The organism is Micromonospora cremea, from assembly GCF_900143515.1.
In the GTDB taxonomy this organism is placed as follows: Bacteria; Actinomycetota; Actinomycetes; order Mycobacteriales; family Micromonosporaceae; genus Micromonospora; species Micromonospora cremea.
The window spans coordinates 1,424,849-1,442,642 of sequence record NZ_FSQT01000001.1; the positions used below are offsets into that span (position 1 = coordinate 1,424,849).

Annotated in this window: 20 protein-coding genes; 8 read left to right on the forward strand and 12 right to left on the reverse strand. The window is 74.5% G+C overall.

The features are described 5' to 3' along the window. Positions 1 to 30: 30 nt before the first annotated feature. From BUS84_RS06405 to BUS84_RS06425, 5 genes are all read right to left on the reverse strand, one after another. Positions 31 to 696, reverse strand: coding sequence for a hypothetical protein (locus tag BUS84_RS06405; RefSeq protein ID WP_074309594.1), 666 nt, complete (start codon positions 694 to 696; stop codon positions 31 to 33). Further along, on the reverse strand, positions 693 to 3,368 hold the full coding sequence (locus BUS84_RS06410; protein ID WP_074312206.1) for an FtsK/SpoIIIE domain-containing protein: 2,676 nt from the start codon (positions 3,366 to 3,368) through the stop codon (positions 693 to 695). Before BUS84_RS06410 ends, BUS84_RS06405 begins: the two co-directional genes overlap by 4 nt. Next, positions 3,361 to 4,374: a hypothetical protein gene (locus BUS84_RS06415; RefSeq protein ID WP_074309596.1), complete on the reverse strand. Its 1,014-nt coding sequence runs from the start codon at positions 4,372 to 4,374 to the stop codon at positions 3,361 to 3,363. Before BUS84_RS06415 ends, BUS84_RS06410 begins: the two co-directional genes overlap by 8 nt. Before the next feature lie 6 nt (positions 4,375 to 4,380). Beyond that, on the reverse strand, positions 4,381 to 4,641 hold the full coding sequence (locus BUS84_RS06420) for a hypothetical protein (protein ID WP_074309598.1): 261 nt from the start codon (positions 4,639 to 4,641) through the stop codon (positions 4,381 to 4,383). A 152-nt stretch (positions 4,642 to 4,793) separates the two neighbouring features. Then, the gene (locus BUS84_RS06425) at positions 4,794 to 5,186 is read right to left on the reverse strand and encodes a PIN domain-containing protein (protein ID WP_074312208.1); all 393 of its coding nucleotides are present in this window, start codon (positions 5,184 to 5,186) and stop codon (positions 4,794 to 4,796) included. Between the two features lie 139 nt (positions 5,187 to 5,325). On the opposite strand from BUS84_RS06425, the gene BUS84_RS06430 reads away from it, so the two are divergent. Genes BUS84_RS06430 through BUS84_RS06440 form a run of 3 tightly spaced genes read left to right on the forward strand, consistent with a single transcriptional unit; the run spans position 5,326 to position 8,431 of the window. Beyond that, positions 5,326 to 7,881: an ATP-dependent Clp protease ATP-binding subunit gene (locus BUS84_RS06430; RefSeq protein ID WP_074309600.1), complete on the forward strand. Its 2,556-nt coding sequence runs from the start codon at positions 5,326 to 5,328 to the stop codon at positions 7,879 to 7,881. Continuing rightward, on the forward strand, positions 7,878 to 8,081 hold the full coding sequence (locus tag BUS84_RS06435; protein WP_074309602.1) for a hypothetical protein: 204 nt from the start codon (positions 7,878 to 7,880) through the stop codon (positions 8,079 to 8,081). Before BUS84_RS06430 ends, BUS84_RS06435 begins: the two co-directional genes overlap by 4 nt. Then, on the forward strand, positions 8,081 to 8,431 hold the full coding sequence (locus BUS84_RS06440; protein ID WP_074309604.1) for a DUF3140 domain-containing protein: 351 nt from the start codon (positions 8,081 to 8,083) through the stop codon (positions 8,429 to 8,431). Before BUS84_RS06435 ends, BUS84_RS06440 begins: the two co-directional genes overlap by 1 nt. A 56-nt stretch (positions 8,432 to 8,487) precedes the next feature. On the opposite strand, the gene BUS84_RS06445 is transcribed toward BUS84_RS06440, so the two are convergent. The 3 genes from BUS84_RS06445 to BUS84_RS06455 form a co-directional block, all read right to left on the reverse strand. Further along, positions 8,488 to 8,730, reverse strand: coding sequence for a hypothetical protein (locus BUS84_RS06445; protein WP_074309605.1), 243 nt, complete (start codon positions 8,728 to 8,730; stop codon positions 8,488 to 8,490). A 98-nt stretch (positions 8,731 to 8,828) separates the two neighbouring features. After that, positions 8,829 to 9,800 (reverse strand): LysR family transcriptional regulator, encoded by a 972-nt coding sequence (locus BUS84_RS06450; RefSeq protein ID WP_074309608.1) that lies wholly within the window; start codon positions 9,798 to 9,800, stop codon positions 8,829 to 8,831. Between the two features lie 86 nt (positions 9,801 to 9,886). Next, entirely contained in the window at positions 9,887 to 10,489 is a 603-nt protein-coding gene (locus BUS84_RS06455) for a hemerythrin domain-containing protein (protein ID WP_074312210.1), read from the reverse strand. Between the two features lie 174 nt (positions 10,490 to 10,663). Between BUS84_RS06455 and BUS84_RS06460 the strand changes: the two genes are divergently transcribed. After that, positions 10,664 to 11,992 carry a M20/M25/M40 family metallo-hydrolase gene (locus BUS84_RS06460; RefSeq protein WP_074309610.1) on the forward strand — a complete coding sequence of 443 codons (1,329 nt, stop codon included), beginning with the start codon at positions 10,664 to 10,666 and terminating at the stop codon, positions 11,990 to 11,992. Between the two features lie 57 nt (positions 11,993 to 12,049). Next, complete coding sequence (locus tag BUS84_RS06465) at positions 12,050 to 12,712, forward strand: hypothetical protein (protein ID WP_074312212.1); 663 nt, start codon at positions 12,050 to 12,052, stop codon at positions 12,710 to 12,712. Positions 12,713 to 12,790: 78 nt separating this feature from the next. On the opposite strand, the gene BUS84_RS06470 is transcribed toward BUS84_RS06465, so the two are convergent. The 3 genes from BUS84_RS06470 to BUS84_RS37330 all read right to left on the reverse strand — a co-directional run bounded on the left by BUS84_RS06470 (position 12,791) and on the right by BUS84_RS37330 (position 14,285). Then, positions 12,791 to 12,982 carry a DUF5703 family protein gene (locus BUS84_RS06470; protein WP_074312214.1) on the reverse strand — a complete coding sequence of 64 codons (192 nt, stop codon included), beginning with the start codon at positions 12,980 to 12,982 and terminating at the stop codon, positions 12,791 to 12,793. A 122-nt stretch (positions 12,983 to 13,104) separates the two neighbouring features. Continuing rightward, positions 13,105 to 13,869 (reverse strand): SseB family protein, encoded by a 765-nt coding sequence (locus BUS84_RS06475; RefSeq protein ID WP_074309613.1) that lies wholly within the window; start codon positions 13,867 to 13,869, stop codon positions 13,105 to 13,107. Continuing rightward, a complete protein-coding gene (locus BUS84_RS37330; protein ID WP_143728253.1) occupies positions 13,866 to 14,285 on the reverse strand; it encodes a YbaB/EbfC family nucleoid-associated protein in 420 nt (139 codons plus the stop codon). The genes BUS84_RS06475 and BUS84_RS37330 overlap by 4 nt, the downstream gene beginning before the upstream one ends. Before the next feature lie 93 nt (positions 14,286 to 14,378). Between BUS84_RS37330 and BUS84_RS06485 the strand changes: the two genes are divergently transcribed. From BUS84_RS06485 to BUS84_RS06495, 3 genes are read left to right on the forward strand one after another with little or no spacing between them, the layout of a single operon-like run. Next, the gene (locus tag BUS84_RS06485) at positions 14,379 to 14,711 is read left to right on the forward strand and encodes a hypothetical protein (protein ID WP_074309618.1); all 333 of its coding nucleotides are present in this window, start codon (positions 14,379 to 14,381) and stop codon (positions 14,709 to 14,711) included. Continuing rightward, a complete protein-coding gene (locus BUS84_RS06490; protein ID WP_074309619.1) occupies positions 14,708 to 15,769 on the forward strand; it encodes a WXG100 family type VII secretion target in 1,062 nt (353 codons plus the stop codon). The genes BUS84_RS06485 and BUS84_RS06490 overlap by 4 nt, the downstream gene beginning before the upstream one ends. 20 nt (positions 15,770 to 15,789) lie before the next feature. Next, positions 15,790 to 16,707 (forward strand): hypothetical protein, encoded by a 918-nt coding sequence (locus tag BUS84_RS06495; RefSeq protein ID WP_074309622.1) that lies wholly within the window; start codon positions 15,790 to 15,792, stop codon positions 16,705 to 16,707. Positions 16,708 to 16,731: 24 nt separating this feature from the next. On the opposite strand, the gene BUS84_RS06500 is transcribed toward BUS84_RS06495, so the two are convergent. Beyond that, the gene (locus tag BUS84_RS06500) at positions 16,732 to 17,703 is read right to left on the reverse strand and encodes an aldo/keto reductase (RefSeq protein WP_074309625.1); all 972 of its coding nucleotides are present in this window, start codon (positions 17,701 to 17,703) and stop codon (positions 16,732 to 16,734) included. Positions 17,704 to 17,794 lie beyond the last annotated feature (91 nt).

The window sequence follows — 17,794 nt, forward strand, 5'->3', positions numbered from 1 at the left end:
CGACGGTCCCGGGCAGCGCGGCGACCGGGGTCAGCGGCCGAGCACCAGCAGCAGCGCGGTGGTGACCAGGCCGGCGCCGAGCACCACGGTGATCGGCCGGGGCCCGAGCACCGCGTGCCGGCGGTCCGCCACCATCCGCGCCGGCACCAGGCCGACCAGCGGCCCGAGCAGGGTCACCACCAGCGCCAGCACCGGCATCCCCACAGCGAGATCGCCGCCGTACCCGACGCCGAGCGCACGTGCGCCGGCGCCAAGCGCGTACGCCAGCAACGCGCCGGCCACCCCAGAGAGCGCCAGCAGCGGGTTGACCGAGCCCGGCAGCTCACCCGGCTGCCCGGCGCGATCGAGCAGGTCGCGGGCGCGGCTGAGCAGCAGCACCGGGTCCGTCGCACCACCGTTGGCCGGGGCGGGCGGGCCACCGAGGCGGCGGGCGCCGGCGCCCAGCCGCTCCCGCAGCTGCTGCCACAGGTGCGCCACCTCGGCGTCCACCCGCTCCTGCTGCTCCCGCGCCGCGACCAGCTCCTCCTCGGCGCGCTGCACCTGCCCGGCGGCGTCGGCGACGGCCCGGTCGGCCGCCGCGCACTGCCGGTCGTACCAGGTGTGCGCCTCGGCGCGCTGCTCGCGCACCCGCGCGGTCAGCTCCGCCAGCCGCCGCAGCTGAGCCGCGTACGTCTCACTGGCCACCGGTTGACTCATCGCGACGGTCCATAAGGGATGATCACTTGCCCGGTGCGGTGCACCGCCCGGTCGAAGAAGAGCCCCCGCCACGGGCGGGGATACCAGTCCGGGCCGCCGGTGCCCGGGTAGAGCGAGGCGCCCAGCTCGCCGCCGTGCGCGTCTAGCGCCACCCAGGCGCCGATCTGGTCGGTGCGGGCGGCCGGCCCGCCCAGGTCGGCGCGCAGCCGGGCCACCCCCCGCCACCAGGCCAGCACGTGGGTCCGCCGTTCCGGCCCGTCGTGCAGGACCCGGCGCAGGTGCTCCAGGCCGGTCCGGTGACCCGCCCGCGCGGCCAACGCCCCGGCGGCCGCGTCCACCGCGAACAGCAGCAGGTAGTGCGGGCTGCCCGGTCCGGTCAGCCCGTCGGCGGTCTCGGCCATCAGCTCGCCGACGGTCTCCTCGTCGTACCAGGCGGCGTCGTCGGCCAGGTCGTCATAGAGCGCGCGGGCCATCGGGTCGGCGTCGGGGTCCAGGCAGGCGATGGAGAACCGGGCCGTGCCCGGCGGGTGCTGGCGGGCCAGCGACCGGGCGGCCGCGTCCAGCACCGCGCACGCCTCGTCCACCCGGGTGCCCAGCACCGCGAGGTTGCGCCCGGGGGCACGCGGCAGCCGCAGCGCCGCGGAGCGGGCCTGCACGTCGATGATCTCGCCGAGCAGGGCCACCGGGCTGCGCGGCGAGGTCCCGTCCGCCGGCGCGACGAGCGCCCGGAAATTCGGGGCGTCCGCCAGCCGGGGGATCGCGTCGCCGTCGAAGAGCCGGGCCGGCGCCGCGTCGGGCGGGCGCATCCGCCACAGCCGGTTCTGCAGGCCGCTCCACGTCTCCCAGTCGCTGGCCGACGGGATCCGGGCGATCTCGTTGCCCTCCACCATGCCCGACTCGGCGTTGACCACCGCGTGCCAGCGGGGCAGCGACTGCGCGGCGTCGTTGCGCTCGGCCAGGATCCGCAACGCCTTGGGCAGCGCGATGCGCAGGGCGAACTGGGCGACCAGCGCAGGGCGACCCCACAACGCCTCAATGCCGCGTACGTCCTGCGAGGCGAGCACCAGGTGGATGCCCTGCGACCGGCCCCTCCGGGCCAGGTCCTCCAGCAGGTCCGCCGCCTCCCGGGCGACCGCGTCCCGGCCGGCCAGCAGCATCTGGAACTCGTCGACCACCGCGACGATCCGCGGCCAGTGCCCCGCCGGGTCGACCGCGCGCAGCTCGGCCAGCTTGGTCACCTCGTGCTTCTTGGCCGCGTCGGCCCGCCGGCGCAGCTCCTCGGCGAGGAACCGCAGCAGCGCCAGCCCGAACTCCCGGTCGGTGTTCACGTTGATCCCGACCAACCGCATGTGCGGTAGCCAGCTCGGGTCGCGACGGCCCTTCGCGAGCCGTGCGAAGGACACCCCCTCCTTGAAGTCCAGCAGGTAGAACTCCAGCTCCGCGGGGGAGTAGCGGGCCGCCAGCGCGCCGATCCAGGCGAAGATCAGGTTGGTCTTGCCGGTGCCGGACGGCCCCCCGATCAGCGCATGCGGCGGATAGTCGCCCAGCGTCAACCGCACCGGCCGGCCCTGCCGCCCCTCGCCGATCGGGGCGGTCAGCCCGGCGGCCGAGTCCTCCCGCCACATCAGCTCCGGCGGCGGCAGCAGGTCGGCGAACGGGGCCGGCGGCGGGCCGGCGTTCACCCGGGCCGCGGTCTCCCGGCAGGTCTCGGTGACCAGCGACGCCGGTGGTGGCGGGTCCAGCCGGACCGGCAGGCCGGACGGACCGCCGATCCGGGCGCCGGACGCCTCGGCGACCACCCGGGTCACCGTCAGGTCCTCCGGCAGCGGCACGCCACGGACCACCAGATGCACCCCGCAGGCCGCACCGGCACGCACCACCCGGTCGAGCTGCCCGCGCTCGTGCCGGTTCAGCTCGTCGCCGCCGAGCAGCACCGCCACCCGCCACGGTTCGGGGCGGCGGCCGGTCGCCGCCGCCAGCTCCCGCAGCGAGCCGTACTCGCCGGCCAGCACGGTCTCGTTGATCCGGCGGATCTGCTCGACGAGGTCGTCCAGCAGCGGGCCCAGCCCGCCGGGGCCGACGAAGGTGAGCAGCCCCGCCGTGCCCAGCGGTGCGAACCCGGCCAGGCCGCCACCGAGGTGCTCCGGGTCGTACCCGATCAGCCGTACCGCGCCCGGGTCGGCGCGGCCGACGGCCCGCAGCAGCAGCGCGCCCACCACCGCGTCGCGGCCGGCGCGGTCGTCCCCGGAGAGGTGCACGTGACCGGCGTCGAGAAGCGGCACCAGCGCGGGCACCGGGTCGACGTCGTCGATCCGGACCGTGCCGACCCGTAGCGCGCCGGGCGGCTCGGCCCGGCGCGTGGGCGTGGGCGTCCATCCCGGCCAGTCGGCGCCGGCGCAGCCGGGCGCCTCCCGGCGGGCGGCGTCGGCGGCGTGGCGGGCCAGCTCGGCGATTCGGGCGGCGTGCCGGGCGTCGATCTCGGCCAGCCGGCGGTCCCGCTGGTCGCCCACCCGATCCGGTACTGCGGCGGCCGCCCGGCGCACCCGGTTCAGCCGCTCCCGCGCGGCGGTCAGCTCGGCCTGTGCCGCGGACAGCCGGGTACGGGTGGCGCCCAGCGCGTCGGCGAGAGTGTCCCGGACCCGGGCGGCCAGCTGTCCGCGCCGGTCAGCCATCTGAGCTCCGGCGTCGCTGCGGTGCCGGCGCGTCCCGCCACGGGCCGCCAGCCCGCGGCGGCAGCCCAGCGGCGTGCTGCCGGCCGCCATCGCGAAGCTGTGGGCCCGCACCGCCGGGACGTTGTCCCGCGCTGACCGGCTGCCCGGCGGTCGCGGCCTGCGGACCGGCGGCGGTGGGCAGGTCCCGTCCCAGCCGGGCGAGCAGCAGCCCGGTCGCCACGCCGGCCGTCACCGCGGAGTCCGCGGCGTGCGGCGGCTCGCCGGCACCACGCGGCGGCGGCATGCGGCACACCCGGGTCAGCAGCGCCTCCAGCACCGGCGGCGGCAGCCCGGGCAGCAGGTCGCGGACCCGCCCGTCCAGCTCCCCGCGCAGCCGGCCGAGGTCCGCGGCGCGGGGCGGGTGGCCCAGCAGCTCGCCGGCCAGCTCGCGCAGCAGCGGCGGGGCCAGCGCCGCCATCTGCAGGCCGGCGTCGGCCGGGGCGCGGCGCAGCTCGGCACGCAGCCGGTCCCGGTCGCCGGCGCGCACCCCGCGTACCACCCGGCGCAGCAGTTCCTGGGAGTCGTCCAGCCGCTCGTCGGGCTCGTCGGCGCCGCCCTCGCGTCCGCCGGTCAGCTCCGCCACCCGCACCGACCACCAGCGGCGCAGCCGGACCTGCTCGGCCGACTCCGGCGCCACGGCGGCGGGCCCGGCCGCGGGCGGCGTGTCGTGCCCGGGCTCGCGCTGCTGTGGGCGGGGCGGCGGCGCGCCGTCCGCGGTCAACCCGATCGCGGCCAGGTACGCCGACAACTGCTCCTGCGCCACCCGCAGCGCGTAACCGGCGGTCTCGGCATGCTCGGTGGCGGCGGACAGTTCGGGCACCCCCATCGGGTTGGCAGACTCCTGCCGTACCCAGCGCAGCCGCTCCGCGGCCAGGCCGAACTTCTCCAACGCCTGCCCCAGCAGGGCCACCGGGAACTCCTCGCTGGCGGCACGGACCTGCCCACCGACGTCCTCGATGATGGACATGGTGGCCTACAGCGTGGCGACGTAGAGCTGCGCCTGCTCCACCGCGACCAGTGTCGCGGCGAGACACTCCTCCAGCTCCTGGCTGGCCTGTGTCAGCGACGCCTGGGCCGCCTCCACCGTCTCGTGACCGCTGCCCTCCAGCGCGCCGGCCAGGGTCTGCTGCGCCTCGGCCAGCGTCTCGCCGGCCGCCTGCACGGCTGTCTGCCCGTCCCCGATCTGTTGGAGGGCGACATCGATGGCAGCCTTCAGCTCGGCGACGCTCGCCACGGCGGAACCTCCTGGGGGCGGGGAGGTCTTTATTAGAGCCTATCGGCGACCGCCGGAGAACATCCGCCCTGTCGGTGTTCCTGCCCAACCGTCCCGTTGCTGACCAGAAGCGCCGGGAGTCCGTTCTGTGGGAGTCCCAGTGCGAGAGCCTCTCAGGTGTTGGCGGGGGCGTCCCGCAGCCAGCGAGGCCCGTACACCTCGGCGCCCAGGGCCGTGACCCGGTCGCGCAGCTCCCGGTCGGCGGTGACCACCAGCCGGCGGCGCCGCGGGGCATCCGCGACCAGGTCGACCACGGTGTCGTCGCCCGAGCCGGCGGCCGAGACCACCCGGACAGCGTCGCTGCCGGGCACGTTCCGCGCGGCGCCCTCGACCACCAGCACCACCTCGACCGGTGCGGCCAGCCGGGCCGGCAGCCCGGTGGTGGCCACCGGGGCCAGCGAGTCGCGCAGCCGGGCGGCGGCCCCGGCCCGGTCCCGCCACCACCCGTTCGGGCGGGAGCCCACCACGTTGGCGCCGTCCACGATCAGCAGCGGGGTTTCATCCATGCCGTCAGCCTGCCACCACCGGCTGGCGCCGTCCCGATGCCACTCCCGCAACGCCGGGTGCGCCGCCACGTGCGGCGTTTGTCGGGGCGAGCGCCGGGTAGCCCCTGGCGACCGTGCCGCGCCCGACTGCGGAGGAGACATGATGGGACCCGGTGACTTCGGCTCCGACCCGTGGGATGAATTCCTGGCCCGGTACTTCGGCCGGGGCGAGGGAGGACGCCGACCTCCGCACCGGGTCGACATCACCCGGCTGATGACGGCCGACGCCCGGGAGATGCTGGCCGACGCCGCCCGGCGGGCCGCGCAGCGGCAGAGCAGCGACCTGGACACCGACCATCTGCTCTGGGCGGCGCTGCAACGCGAACCCCTGCGTGACCTGGTACGCCGGGCCGGCGCCGATCCGGACACCCTGCTCAACGCGCTCGGCGGGCGGGGCGACGGCGCGCCACGCGGGGAGGTGCCCCCGAACCTGTCGTTGACCCCGGCGGCCAAGCGGGCGCTGCTCGACGCCCACCAGCTGTCCCGCGCGATGGGCGCCAACTACATCGGCCCCGAACACATCCTGATGGCGCTGCCGCTCAACCCGGAGTCGCCGGCCGGGCGGATGCTGGCCGCCGGCCGGATCCAGCCGGAGTCGTTGCAGGCCGCCAACGCTGAGAGGGGGCCGATGACCGGGCCGAAGCCGGACCGGGGCACCCCCACCCTGGACCAGTACGGGCAGGACCTCACCGACCTGGCCCGCGCCGACCAGATCGACCCGGTGATCGGGCGCGCCGACGAGATCGAGCAGGCCGTGGAGATCCTGTCCCGGCGTACCAAGAACAACCCGGTCCTGATCGGCGAGGCCGGCGTCGGCAAGACCGCCATCGTCGAGGGCCTGGCCGAGCGGATCTGCGACGGGGACGTGCCGCAGACCCTGCTCGGCAAGCGGGTCGTCCAGCTCGACCTGGCCGGCCTGGTCGCCGGCACCCGCTACCGGGGTGACTTCGAGGAGCGGCTGAAGAAGGTGATCGACGAGATCCGGGCACACCGCGACGAGCTGATCATCTTCATGGACGAGATCCACACCCTGGTCGGGGCCGGTGGCGCCGGCAGCGAGGGCGGCATGGACGCGTCCAACATGCTCAAGCCGGCGCTGGCCCGCGGCGAGCTGCGGGTGATCGGCGCGACGACGCTGGACGAGTACCGAAAGAGCATCGAGAAGGACGCCGCTCTGGCCCGGCGCTTCCAGCCGGTGCTGGTGCCCGAGCCGAGCGTCGACGACACCATCGCCATCCTGCGCGGGCTCCGCGACCGGTACGAGGCCCACCACCAGGTGCGGTTCACCGACGAGGCGCTGGTCGCCGCCGCCGAACTGTCCGACCGGTACGTCACCGACCGGTTCCTGCCGGACAAGGCCATCGACCTGATCGACCAGGCCGGCGCCCGGGTCCGGCTGCGCACCCGCACCCCCGCCTCTGACGTGCGGGAGCTGGAGCAGCAGCTCGACGACGTACGCCGGGACAAGGAACAGGCCGTCGCCGACGAGCAGTACGAGCGGGCCTCCACGTTGCGCGACCGGATCTCCGAGCTGGAGGAACAGGTGCGCCGCGCGAACGGCGACGACGGCTCCACTACACAGGTGCCGGAAGTGGGTCCGCAGGAGATCGCCGAGGTGGTCTCCCGCGCCACCGGCATCCCGGTCAGCCAGCTCACCGAGGAGGAACGGGACCGGCTGCTGCGCCTGGAGGGCCACCTGCACCAGAAGGTCGTCGGCCAGGACGACGCGGTCACCGCGGTCGCCGAGGCGGTCCGCCGCTCCCGTGCCGGGCTGGCCGATCCGGAGCGGCCGATGGGCAGCTTCCTGTTCCTCGGCCCGACCGGCGTCGGCAAGACCGAGCTGGCCCGGGCCCTGGCCGAGGCGTTGTTCGGCGAGGCGGACCGGATGGTCCGGGTGGACATGAGTGAGTTCCAGGAACGACACACGGTCAGCCGGCTGGTCGGCGCCCCGCCCGGGTACGTCGGCTACGAGGAGGCCGGCCAGCTCACCGAGGCGGTGCGCCGCCGCCCGTACGCGGTGGTGCTGCTCGACGAGATCGAGAAGGCCCACCCGGACGTGTTCAACATCCTGCTCCAGGTGCTCGACGACGGGCGGCTGACCGACAGCCAGGGCCGCACGGTGAACTTCAAGAACACCGTACTGATCATGACGAGCAACCTCGGCTCCGAGCTGATCACCGGCATGCAGCGCGCCGTGGGCTTCGGCACCGGCGCGCCGGGCAGCGAGCAGGAGAACGACGAGCTGCGCGAGCGGCTGATGCGCCGCCTGCAGGAGAACTTCCGCCCGGAGTTCCTCAACCGCATCGACGAGGTGATCATCTTCCGTCGGCTGGAGGCCGAGCAGCTGCGTCAGATCACCGGGCTGCTGCTGGAGGAGACCCGCCGCCGGCTGCACGCCCAGGACATCCAGGTGGAGTTCACCACCGCCGGCGTCGACTGGCTCGCCGAGCACGGCTACCAGCCGGAGTTCGGTGCCCGCCCGCTGCGCCGGGTGATCCAGCGGGAGGTGGACAACCACCTGTCCCGGATGCTGCTGGAGTCGGCGATCTCGCCCGGGCAGAAGGTCACCGTGGACGCGCGCGAGGGCGCGCTCACCTTCGACGTGACCGCGGGCGAGCGGGGGTACACCGCCGCCACGACCACGCACCCGCGATGAGCGGGCCTGCGCGACGACCGGAACCGGAGAAACCGCAGGAGCCCGCGGAATCCCGGGACGAGGAGCACCATCCCGACCCGATCCTGGCGCCGCCCACCGCGAACCCCAGGAGGACCCGGGTGCCGCCGGAGGGCCTGCATCCGAAGACCGACGAGGACGACCCGGAGACGTCCGGGTCGCCGCCCGGAGAGGAGACCTGATGGTACGCGAGACTCGGATCGACCCCGAGGTGGAAGTGCTCTGGGATGACTTCCACGCCGAGGTCAACGTCCCGTCGGAGCAACTGCGCACCTGGCTGCTGACCCGGGGTTCGGGGGAGGAGTCGTTCGGCTCGAACCCGACCCTCGACCTGCCCCAGCCGGGCCGGGAGATCCTCAAGGTGCTCGCCAAGCGCAAGGTCGACCTCACCCCGGAGGACATCGAGGTGATGCGGGACGCGGTCGACCGGATCCGCGAGCTGATGGACGCCAAACCGCCACGCGGCAACGCCGACGACGAGTGGCGGCACTCCCTGCTCGACCTGGGCCACGACCCCCTCGTCGAACGCTGAACGCACGCTCGACGGTGCCGTCCCGGGCAGGGACGGCACCGTCGCGTCGAGCCTGGTCAGGCCTGATCGGGCTCCAGGCTGCCGATGGTCAGCCCGACCGCGTCGGCGGCGGCGTCCCGCTCGCCGCGGGTCCGTTCCTCACGGCTGAGCAGGTTGGCGTACTCGGCGACGTCGGCCGGGTCGGGCACGTCCGGTAGCCGGCGCAGGAACGCCTCCGTCTCGCGGGTGGCGGCGGTGTGCGCGGCGGCCGCCTGGCGGAGCAGTTCCCGGTCGCCGGTGGGCGGGTAGAGATCGGTCATGTCCGCCAGATACCCCGCCGACGGCGATTCGCACCGCCACCGGGCAGGGATTAACAGGCCGCCGCCCGCCACGGCGCGGAGCCGAGTGGGGATCGTGGTCAAACGCCGCTGGGCTGCCGGACGCCGAACCCGGGATTGCGCAGAAGCCAGGCCAGGTAGCCGGGATGCGGTGCCAGCGAGTCGGTGTACGCCGCCTTCGCCGTCTCCAGCACCACCTCCGCCCCCTGGGCGGCGGGCGAGTCCAGGTGCCAGCCCAGCAGCAGCCTCCAGCGCAGCGGTATCCCGGCCAGCCGTCGGGTGACCAGCCCGGCCACCGGGCGGAACGTCGCCTGACACAGGGCCACCGCCTCGCCGGCGTCCACCAGGTCCACGCAGCCCCGCACGTCGGTCTCGTACACCTTGCGGGGGGTGAAGCCGGCGCGGGCGCAGGCGGCGGCGAAGCAGTCGCCGAAGCAGCCGTCGCCCGGCGCGGCCACCCACTGCTCGTGGCGCAGGTCGACCAGCCGCACCTCGTCGCGCTCGGCGAGGGGATGGGTCTCGGGCAGCAGCACCAGCACCGGGTCGATGGCCACCTCGCGCCAGCTCAACCCGAACTCCGCCGACGGGACGGCGTCACCGCACACGCCGGTGAGCGCGAAATCCAGCCGGCCACCGGCCACCAACTGCGCCAACTCGTCCACCGACCAGGACGCGTACGTGGTGATCTGCGCGGGCGGCCGCTCGGCGGCCAGCCGGTGCACCAGCCGCCCCAGGATCGGGCTGTTCACCCCGCCGAACCGGTACCAGCGGGGCGCCTCGCCGGCGCCGGCGAGGCGGGCCGCCTCGTCCTGCAGGCCCTTCATCGCCGGCAGCAGCACCCGGGCCCGGGCCAGCACCAGCTCACCGAGCGCGGTGGGCCGGGCGCCGCGGCGGTCCCGGTCGAACAGCGGCCCGCCCAGTGTCCGCTCGATCCGCTGGAGCTGGGCGGTGAGCGCCGGCTGGGCCAGGCCGAGCGCCGACGCCGCCTTGGTCACGCTCCCCGTCTCCGCGATCGCGCAGACCACCCGCAGGTGTCGCAGCTCCAGGTTCATACGGTGACGGTAGGACCACGCCGCAGCCGACGGAAGGGTCCGGACGGATCGGTAAGGTTGAATGCTTCGGTGGGTGTCGCCGCTCCTCAGCCGCGAGGTGGCTCCGGCAGGTCCGCCAGGTACGTCGGCCGGCGGGTCACCGCGTCACGGACCTTGTCCACCACCCCCACCGCCGGCTCGACGATCCGGTTCCACGGCGGCGTGGCCGGGGTGCCCGGGTGCGGCCGGGTCGGTGCCGCCTCCTCAGCGATCTCCAGCCGGTTGCCCAGCCGGATCAGCTCCTCCTCGGTGGCCACCGCGCGCAGCTCGGCGACGAGCCCGCCGACCCCGTCCACGTGCCGGCGGACCCGCGCGACGACCTCGGTCAGCGTCTCGTCGTCGAGCGCCTTGAGGGTGGACAGCAGCGCGGCGTCGGCGTTGATCTCGGCGTCCACCCGCCCGGCCGCGTCCGGCAGCGCGGCGCGCACCGCCGGCAGCAGGTACTGCTCCTCCGCGGACAGGTGCCGCGACAGCGCGGCGGTGAGCACCGCGAGCCCGTCCTGCGGCGCGGCGTCCGGACCGGTCAACTGGGTCAGCAGCGCCAGCAGTTGCTGGTGCTCCCGGTCCACGATGTCGGCGATGCTGCGTCCGCCGGGCCGGTAGCCCTCCTCGGGGGTGGGCGGCAGTGGTGGCAGGGAAACGGCGGACATGGTGCCCTCCTCGACTGGCGGGCGGAAGCTCCGGCAGGGGATGTGCGGTCGTGGGCGGCGGTACCCGGCGGCGGGCTCGGCGAAACCGTCACCCGGATCCGCCGAGCTCAATGCCCGGCTCGCCGGGCCCGGTGCGCCGGCCCGCCGGCCAGCCCGGGCTGGTATGAAGAGGCGATGACGAGCGACGCCGCCCCCGCCCGACCGGACCCCACCGCAGAGGTCGTGGACCTCTGCCGCGATCTGCTGCGAATCGACACCACCAACACGGGGGACAACGACACCAGCGTCGGTGAGCGCCGTGCGGCCGAGTACGTGGCGGAGAAGCTCGCCGAGGTGGGCCTGGAGTCCGTGCTGCACGAGTCCGCGCCGGGCCGGGCGAACGTGGTGGCCCGCATCCCCGGCACCGACCCGAGCCGGGGCGCGCTGCTGGTGCACGGCCACCTGGACGTGGTGCCCGCCGACGCCGACGAGTGGTCGGTGCACCCGTTCTCCGGCGAGCTGCGCGACGGCTACCTGTGGGGCCGGGGCGCGATCGACATGAAGGACTTCGACGCCATGGTGCTCGCCGTGGTGCGGCACTGGCAGCGCACCGGCGTACGCCCCCCGCGCGACATCGTCCTGGCGTACACCGCCGACGAGGAGGCGGGCGGCGACTACGGCGCGCACTTCCTGGTCGAGCGGCACCGGGAGCTCTTCGACGGCTGCACCGAGGCGATCGGTGAGGTCGGCGGCTTCTCGTACTCCGTCAACGATGACCAGCGGCTCTACCTCATCGAGACGGCCGAGAAGGGCCTGGACTGGTTGCGGCTGCACGCCAAGGGCCGCCCCGGGCACGGCTCGATGATGCACGACGACAACGCGGTCACCGCGCTCGCCGAGGCGGTCGCCCGGGTCGGCCGGCACCGCTTCCCGGTGGTGGTCACCGACACCGTGCGGGCCTTCCTGGAGGAGGTCTCCGACGTGCTCGGCGTCGAGCTGGACCCGGAGGACCCGGAGACGGCGATCGCCAAGCTCGGCCCCATCGCCAACATCATCGGCGCGACCATCCGCAACACGGCCAACCCGACCCGGTTGAACGCCGGCTACAAGGACAACGTCATCCCCGGCCGGGCCACCGCCACCATCGACTGCCGCAGCCTGCCCGGCCAGTCCGAGCTGCTGGAGCGGCAGCTGCGCGAGCTGGTCGGCCCGGACATCGCGATCGAGTACATCCAGCGGCAGCCGGCGCTGGAGACCACCTTCGACGGCGACCTGGTCGAGGCCATGTCGGCGGCGCTGCGAGCCGAGGACCCGGGCGCGCGCCCGGTGCCGTACATGCTCTCCGGTGGCACCGACGCCAAGGCGTTCTCGCAGCTCGGCATCCGATGCTTCGGGTTCGCCCCGCTGCGGCTGCCCGCCGATTTGAACTTCTCCGCGTTGTTCCACGGCATCGACGAGCGGGTTCCGGTCGACGGACTACAGTTCGGCGTGCGGGTTCTCGACCGGTTCCTCCGCACCTGCTAACCGTGTCCGGTGCTGCACCCGGCTCGGACCCTCCCCATCGTGAAGGGACTGCCCCACATGACCGACCAGCACGGTGAGCTGGACGCCGCTCTCGAGCGGGTGATCGAAGCGGCCCGTCACCACCTGACCGCCGTACGTGCCGCTCAGGGCCGCGTCGACGACGACGACGTCTGGCAGGCCTACGTGGCCTTGAACAACGCGTCCTACGCCTACGACGAGCGGCTGCTCGACGCCTTCGGCGAGGTGACGCCATGGGACGTCGACTCGATCGACCCGGACGAGGCCGACGAGCGCTTCGGCGGCGCCGAGGGAGCCGAGGCCAGCGACCCGCACCCCCGGGTGATCTCCGTACGCCAGCGCCGCGACTACCGCGTCCCGAGCGTCTCCGCGCTGCTGCGGGTGGCCGAGGTGGCCCGCCGCGAGGGCACCCCGGAGGACGACGAGCCGGCGCCGGTGGAGGGTGTCGGTGAGGCGGTGCTGGAGCTGCTGCAGAGCGGCGACGGCTCGCTCGGCGCGCTGGACGTCCCCGAGCTGGAGCCGCTCGACGGAGTGGTCATGGTCAGCGAGGTGGGCACCCCGGTCGACCTGGAGTCGTTCGACGACGACGATGCGGTCGGCCCGTTCCAGCCGGCGGTCGACGATCGGCTGGTCGGCCGGCTCGACGAGCACCCGTTCCTGGAGCTCGACGACGACCACGACCACGCCGGGCACCAGCACTAGGCCGTGACACGCCCGGGGCCCGACCGATCATGGCCGGGCCCCGGGCCCCGGGCGCCGCACGCCCGGCCCGACCGGGCGTCAGTACGACAGGCCCGGCTGCAGCTGGTTGGCCCGTCGCCGACGCAGCACCACCTGCCGGGTGCCGTCCCGGAACAGCCGCACCCGGGCCAACTCCCATCCGGAGAACTCCGCCTGGATCGCCAACTGCGCCGCGGCGGTCAACCGGTCGACGTTCGGCGGCAGCCGCAGCGGCGCGTATTCGTAGTCCATGCCATCCATGCTGCCCAGCCCAGCGGCCGTTCGCCACCCCCTGCGGGGTGACCAATGCCGCTGCCGTGCGTGGTTCGTGCCGCCCTGGGCGCCGCCGCGTGATCCCTGCCGCGGGCCCGGCGCTACCCGGTCGGGGCGTTCGCCGCGAGAAGGGCGGCCAGCGCCGGCGCGGCCAGGGTGACCGCCCGGGCGCTGCCCGCGTCCACCGCCAGCCCCCACGACTCGTCCGGCCAGTCCTCGAGCAGTTCGGCGCAGGGCAGCGCGACGAACGGCACGCCGTTCCCGGCGAACGCGGCAAGGGCCTGCGGGGAGGTGAAGACCGGCAGCAGCGGCGCGCCCGTCGCATCGCCGACCACCGCCCACGGGACCTCACCGTCCGCTGCCGGTTCCCCGGCCAGCGGCACGCACACCACGGCGCCGGCCAGCACGCCGAGGTATCCGGGCAGGTCGCGTCGGTCGGCGGCCGCAGCGAGCCGCGCCACCACCACCGGCTCCGCCGCCTCCGCCGGCGCCGGCCCGGCGGTGGCCGGTCGCACCGTCGAGGTGGGGCGGGTGGCCGGTGGCACGGGTCGGCAGGAGAGCGCGCCCGGGTCGTCGGTGAGCACCTCGGCGGCGGTACGGGCCACCAGCATGCTGAGCCGGTCCAACTGCTCCGGGATGCGCGGCGACTCGTACCACCAATGCGCGTCGCCCGTCGGGCGGCGCCAGCCGAGCGCGGCCAGGCGTGCCTCCTCGTAGCCGGGGCAGAGCACCCGAACCAGGTCGCGGCGTACCAGCAGCCGGATCCCGCGCGCGGCCGCGGTGAGCTCCAGGTCGGTGTCGCGGTCGCAGCGGGCGATGGTGTCCCGTAGCCGTACGACGATCTCCGGCCAGGTCGGCGAGGTCATGCCGGCGAACCCGGCAGGCGGTCGTCCAGCCGCCCGAGCCGGCCGATGGTCTCCTCCAGGCGACCCAGCGCCGAGAAGTCACCGGGCTTGCCGAACAGGTCGGTCAGGCCCGCGCCGAGCTCGACGTCCAACCCCTCGGTGCGCTCCTCGACCCGCTCGGTGGCCGCAGCGCGGGCCCGCCGGTACGCGTCGAGCACCAGCTCCGCCACCCCCTCGGTGCCGGCGCGCAGCGCGGCGGGCGCGAGATTGAGGCCGGTGAGCACGCCGGTGGCGTCGACGGTCGCGGAGACCAGGCCGCTCTCGTCGCTCGCGGTGCCGGACAGGTCGGCCAGGTCGTCGCGTAGGCCCGCGAACCGGCGTTCGATGTCGGCGATCCGTCCGGCCAGCGCGTCGAACGCGGACATCGGGTCAGCCATGAGATTCCTCCCCCGTGGACCGTGCACCGGGGTGGTGCCCGGCGGTCGGGGAATCGTATCGTCGGTGCGCTGAACACATGGGGGAGGAACGGCATGGCGCCGGACATCGATGTCGACGTGCACGCGATCCGTCGACTGGAGACAGCCGCGAAGCAGGTTGCCAGCTCGCTGGCGGCGCTGGAGAGTCAGATCGTCTCGGCCGGTGACGTGCCGTCGGACGCCTTCGGTCATCTGCCGTTCGCCAGCGACATGCTCCGCGGCAAGTACGCCGAGCAGGTCACCGGTGGCGTGGAGCTGTTCGGCGCCGCCAACGCCGCGTTCGGCCGGGTCGCCAGCGCGCTGGCCGACACGGTCGAGACGTACGAACGCAACGAGCAGGACCTCGACGGCGGGTTCAAGGCCATCCAGGCGGGGCTGCCCGGATGAGCGGGCCGGCAGGTAGCGCCGTCCAGCTGTGGAACGGCCTCGACAACGCACTCTCCGGGGTGGAGGACGCGGTCGACAGCGTCTGCCGGACTCTCGCCTGGCCACTCATCCAGCTCGTCGACATGGTCGACGGCGAGCCCGCCGTGCTGCGCGCGAAGGCCGCCGAGTGGGACGCGCTGGCCGGGCAGGTGCGCGACCTGGCGCAGGGGCACCGCGGCGTCCGCGAGGCCGCGCAACCCGGGTGGCGCTCGCCCGCCGGCGAGGCGTACGGCCGGCGGCTGGCCGAGGTGGAACAGCAACTGCTCGACGTCGCCGAGCAGTTCGCCGCGGCCGCGGAGTATCTGCGCAGCGTCGCTGACGGTCTGCAGACCGTGCACGACGTGCTCGTCGATCTCTGCGTCGAGTTCGTGAACTTCCTGCTGGTGACGCTGGTGACGGCGTTGCTGATGGCGCCGTTCACCGCCGGGGCGTCCTGGGTGGCCGGCATGGGGGTCGCCGTGACCCGGGGCCTGATCGTGCTCACCCGCATGCTGAAGATCATCAGGCCGCTGGCGGCGCACCTGCAGAAGGTCATCCGCCTGCTCCAGCGGGTCATGCTGTACCTGCGCAAACTGCGCAACCACCTCGACAAGCTCGTCGACATGCAGAAGAAGCTGCGCACCGGCCAGAAGTACGCCGACAAGCGGAGCGCCGCCGGCAAGGCCGACAAGTGGCACCACAAGTTCCTCGACCCGGCGAAGGGCACCTACAAGCTGGGCAAGTCGGGTTCACCGTTCGACATGGGCGCCCTCGAGCGGGCCGCCGCGCTGCGCGCGCACGGCGTCGCCGACGGCGCCCGGGTGATCGCCCGGGACTGGGCGACCAACCTGCCGTGGAACGTGCCGAACTCGATCGTGCACGGCGTCACCTGGGGGTCCGTCGCGCTCACCAGCGGCCTCTCCGTTCCCGGCAGCGAGCAGGTCAGCGACCAGATCGACCAGGCGGTGCAGGGCGGTGCCGACTGGATCGACCAGAATGTCTTCGGGCAGCCGCCCGCAGGCCAGCCGGCGGGCCGTTAGGCCGGTCGAGGAGGTAAGGCGTGACGTCAGGGGAGCGGGGCCGGCTCGGCCGGTTGACCGACGCGGTGCTCGGCGGTGCGCGGGCGGCCCGGGACAAGGCCCGCGAGATGCGCGACGAGTTCCGCACCAGCGACGAGCCGGAACGCGCCCTGGTCGCGCCGCTGCTGCCCGACCAGGAGGTCCGCTACGTCGGTCTGGCGCCCGTCCGGGCACACGAGATGCACCGGGCGGGCAGCCAGTTCGCCGACACGATGACCGAGGCCGTGGCCGAGTCGCTGGAGCCCCGGGCGCTGTTCGGGCTGCTCAACATCGTCAACCCGGTGGTCTGGGTGGACGCCGTGCTGACACCGGTGCGGATCGCCGCGGGTGTCCTGCTGCTCCCCGGCAAGGCCGCCGCGCTCGCCGGTGGCGTCGCCGACGCCGCCGACCCGGAGTCCAACCTCCCGGCGCCGCGTCAGGGCGCCGAACCCCGCCAACCGCTGCCGTTGACCCCCGAGCAGGAGGCCTTCCGGGCGTTGTTCCGGCTCAGCCAGTACCGCCCCCTCGCCGACCAGCTCGCCGAGATCGCCTACCGGCGCCGGTACGTCTTCAGCGGCGAGCTGGCCAGCCTCGCCGGCAGCCTGCTGCTCTTCCTGGAGCGCTACACCGGCACCCCGCTGGCGGTGACCGACACGCACCTGCACCTGCTGCGGATGGGCCGTCGACCGGACGAGGGTCGGCCCGACCGCCGGCAGCCCCGGGTGCTGTGGAGCGTCGAGCGGCACCGGGTGACGCGCATCGACTGCGACCACGGCGCCGCGCGGCTCGTGCAGTTCCCGTCCACCATCGGGTTCGACGACGGGTCCTGGATCCGGATCGTCAACCCGGCGACCCGCGACGACCAGGCCCGCTTCCTCGCCGCCGTGCGCGACATCCCGGGCCAGCGGCCGGCGATCTGAGGCGGACCGGCCGCCCCCTCGCCGCTAGCCGTCCCGCTCCGGGTAGCCCACCGGCACCGCGGAGACGTCGTCCAGGGCGGTGGTGATCTCCTCGGGCAGCGTGATCCGCTCGACCTGGAGCGCGCCGAGCAGCTGCCCGACCGTGCGGGCGCCGAGGATCGGCGCGGTCACCCCCGGCCGGTCCCTGATCCAGGCCAGCGCCACCTCCAGCGGCGACACGCCCAGCCCGCCGGCCGCGGTCGCCACCGCCTCCACGATGCTGGAGCAGCGCGGCTCCAGGTACGTCGCGACGAACCGCTCGAAGTGCGGCGAGGCGGCCCGGGAGTCCGCCGGACGGCCGTGCCGGTACTTGCCCGTGAGCACCCCACGGCCCAGCGGCGACCAGGGCAGCACGCCGAGGCCCAGCGCGTCGCAGGCGGGCAGCACCTCCCGCTCCACGCCCCGCTCCAGCAGCGAGTACTCCACCTGGGCGGCGACCACCGGCGCCCGGCCCGGCCAGGCGGTCTGCCAGGCGGCGGCCCGCGCGGTCTGCCAGCCGGAAAAGTTCGACACCCCGACATAGCGAACCTTGCCGCTGGCCACCGCGTGGTCCAGCGCGGCCAGGGTCTCCTCCAGCGGGGTGTCCGGGTCGTACCCGTGCACCTGGAACAGGTCCACGTGGTCGGTGCCGAGCCGGCGCAGGGAGGCGTCCAGGGTCCGCAGCAGGTGCCCCCTGGAGCCGTCGCGGCGCCGGCCGCTGCCCGGGCGCAACCCCGCCTTCGTGGCGATCAGCAGATCGTCACGGGGAACGAGGGTGCCCAGCAGCGAGCCGATCACCGACTCGGCGTCCCCGTCGCCGTACACGTCGGCGGTGTCGATCAGGTTGCCGCCCGCGTCCAGGTAACTCTTCAGCTGGGCGGCCGCATCGTCGGCGTCGGTGTCCCGGCCCCACGTCATGGTGCCGAGCGCGAGCCGGGAAACCGCCAGCCCGCTTCGGCCGAGCGGTCGCTGTTGCATGGGTGAACCTTATTTCGAACCTGCCGCCACCGATATCCTCGCTCCCGTCATCTCTGCCGGTTCCGCCGGCGGCGGGTACCGCGACGGACGG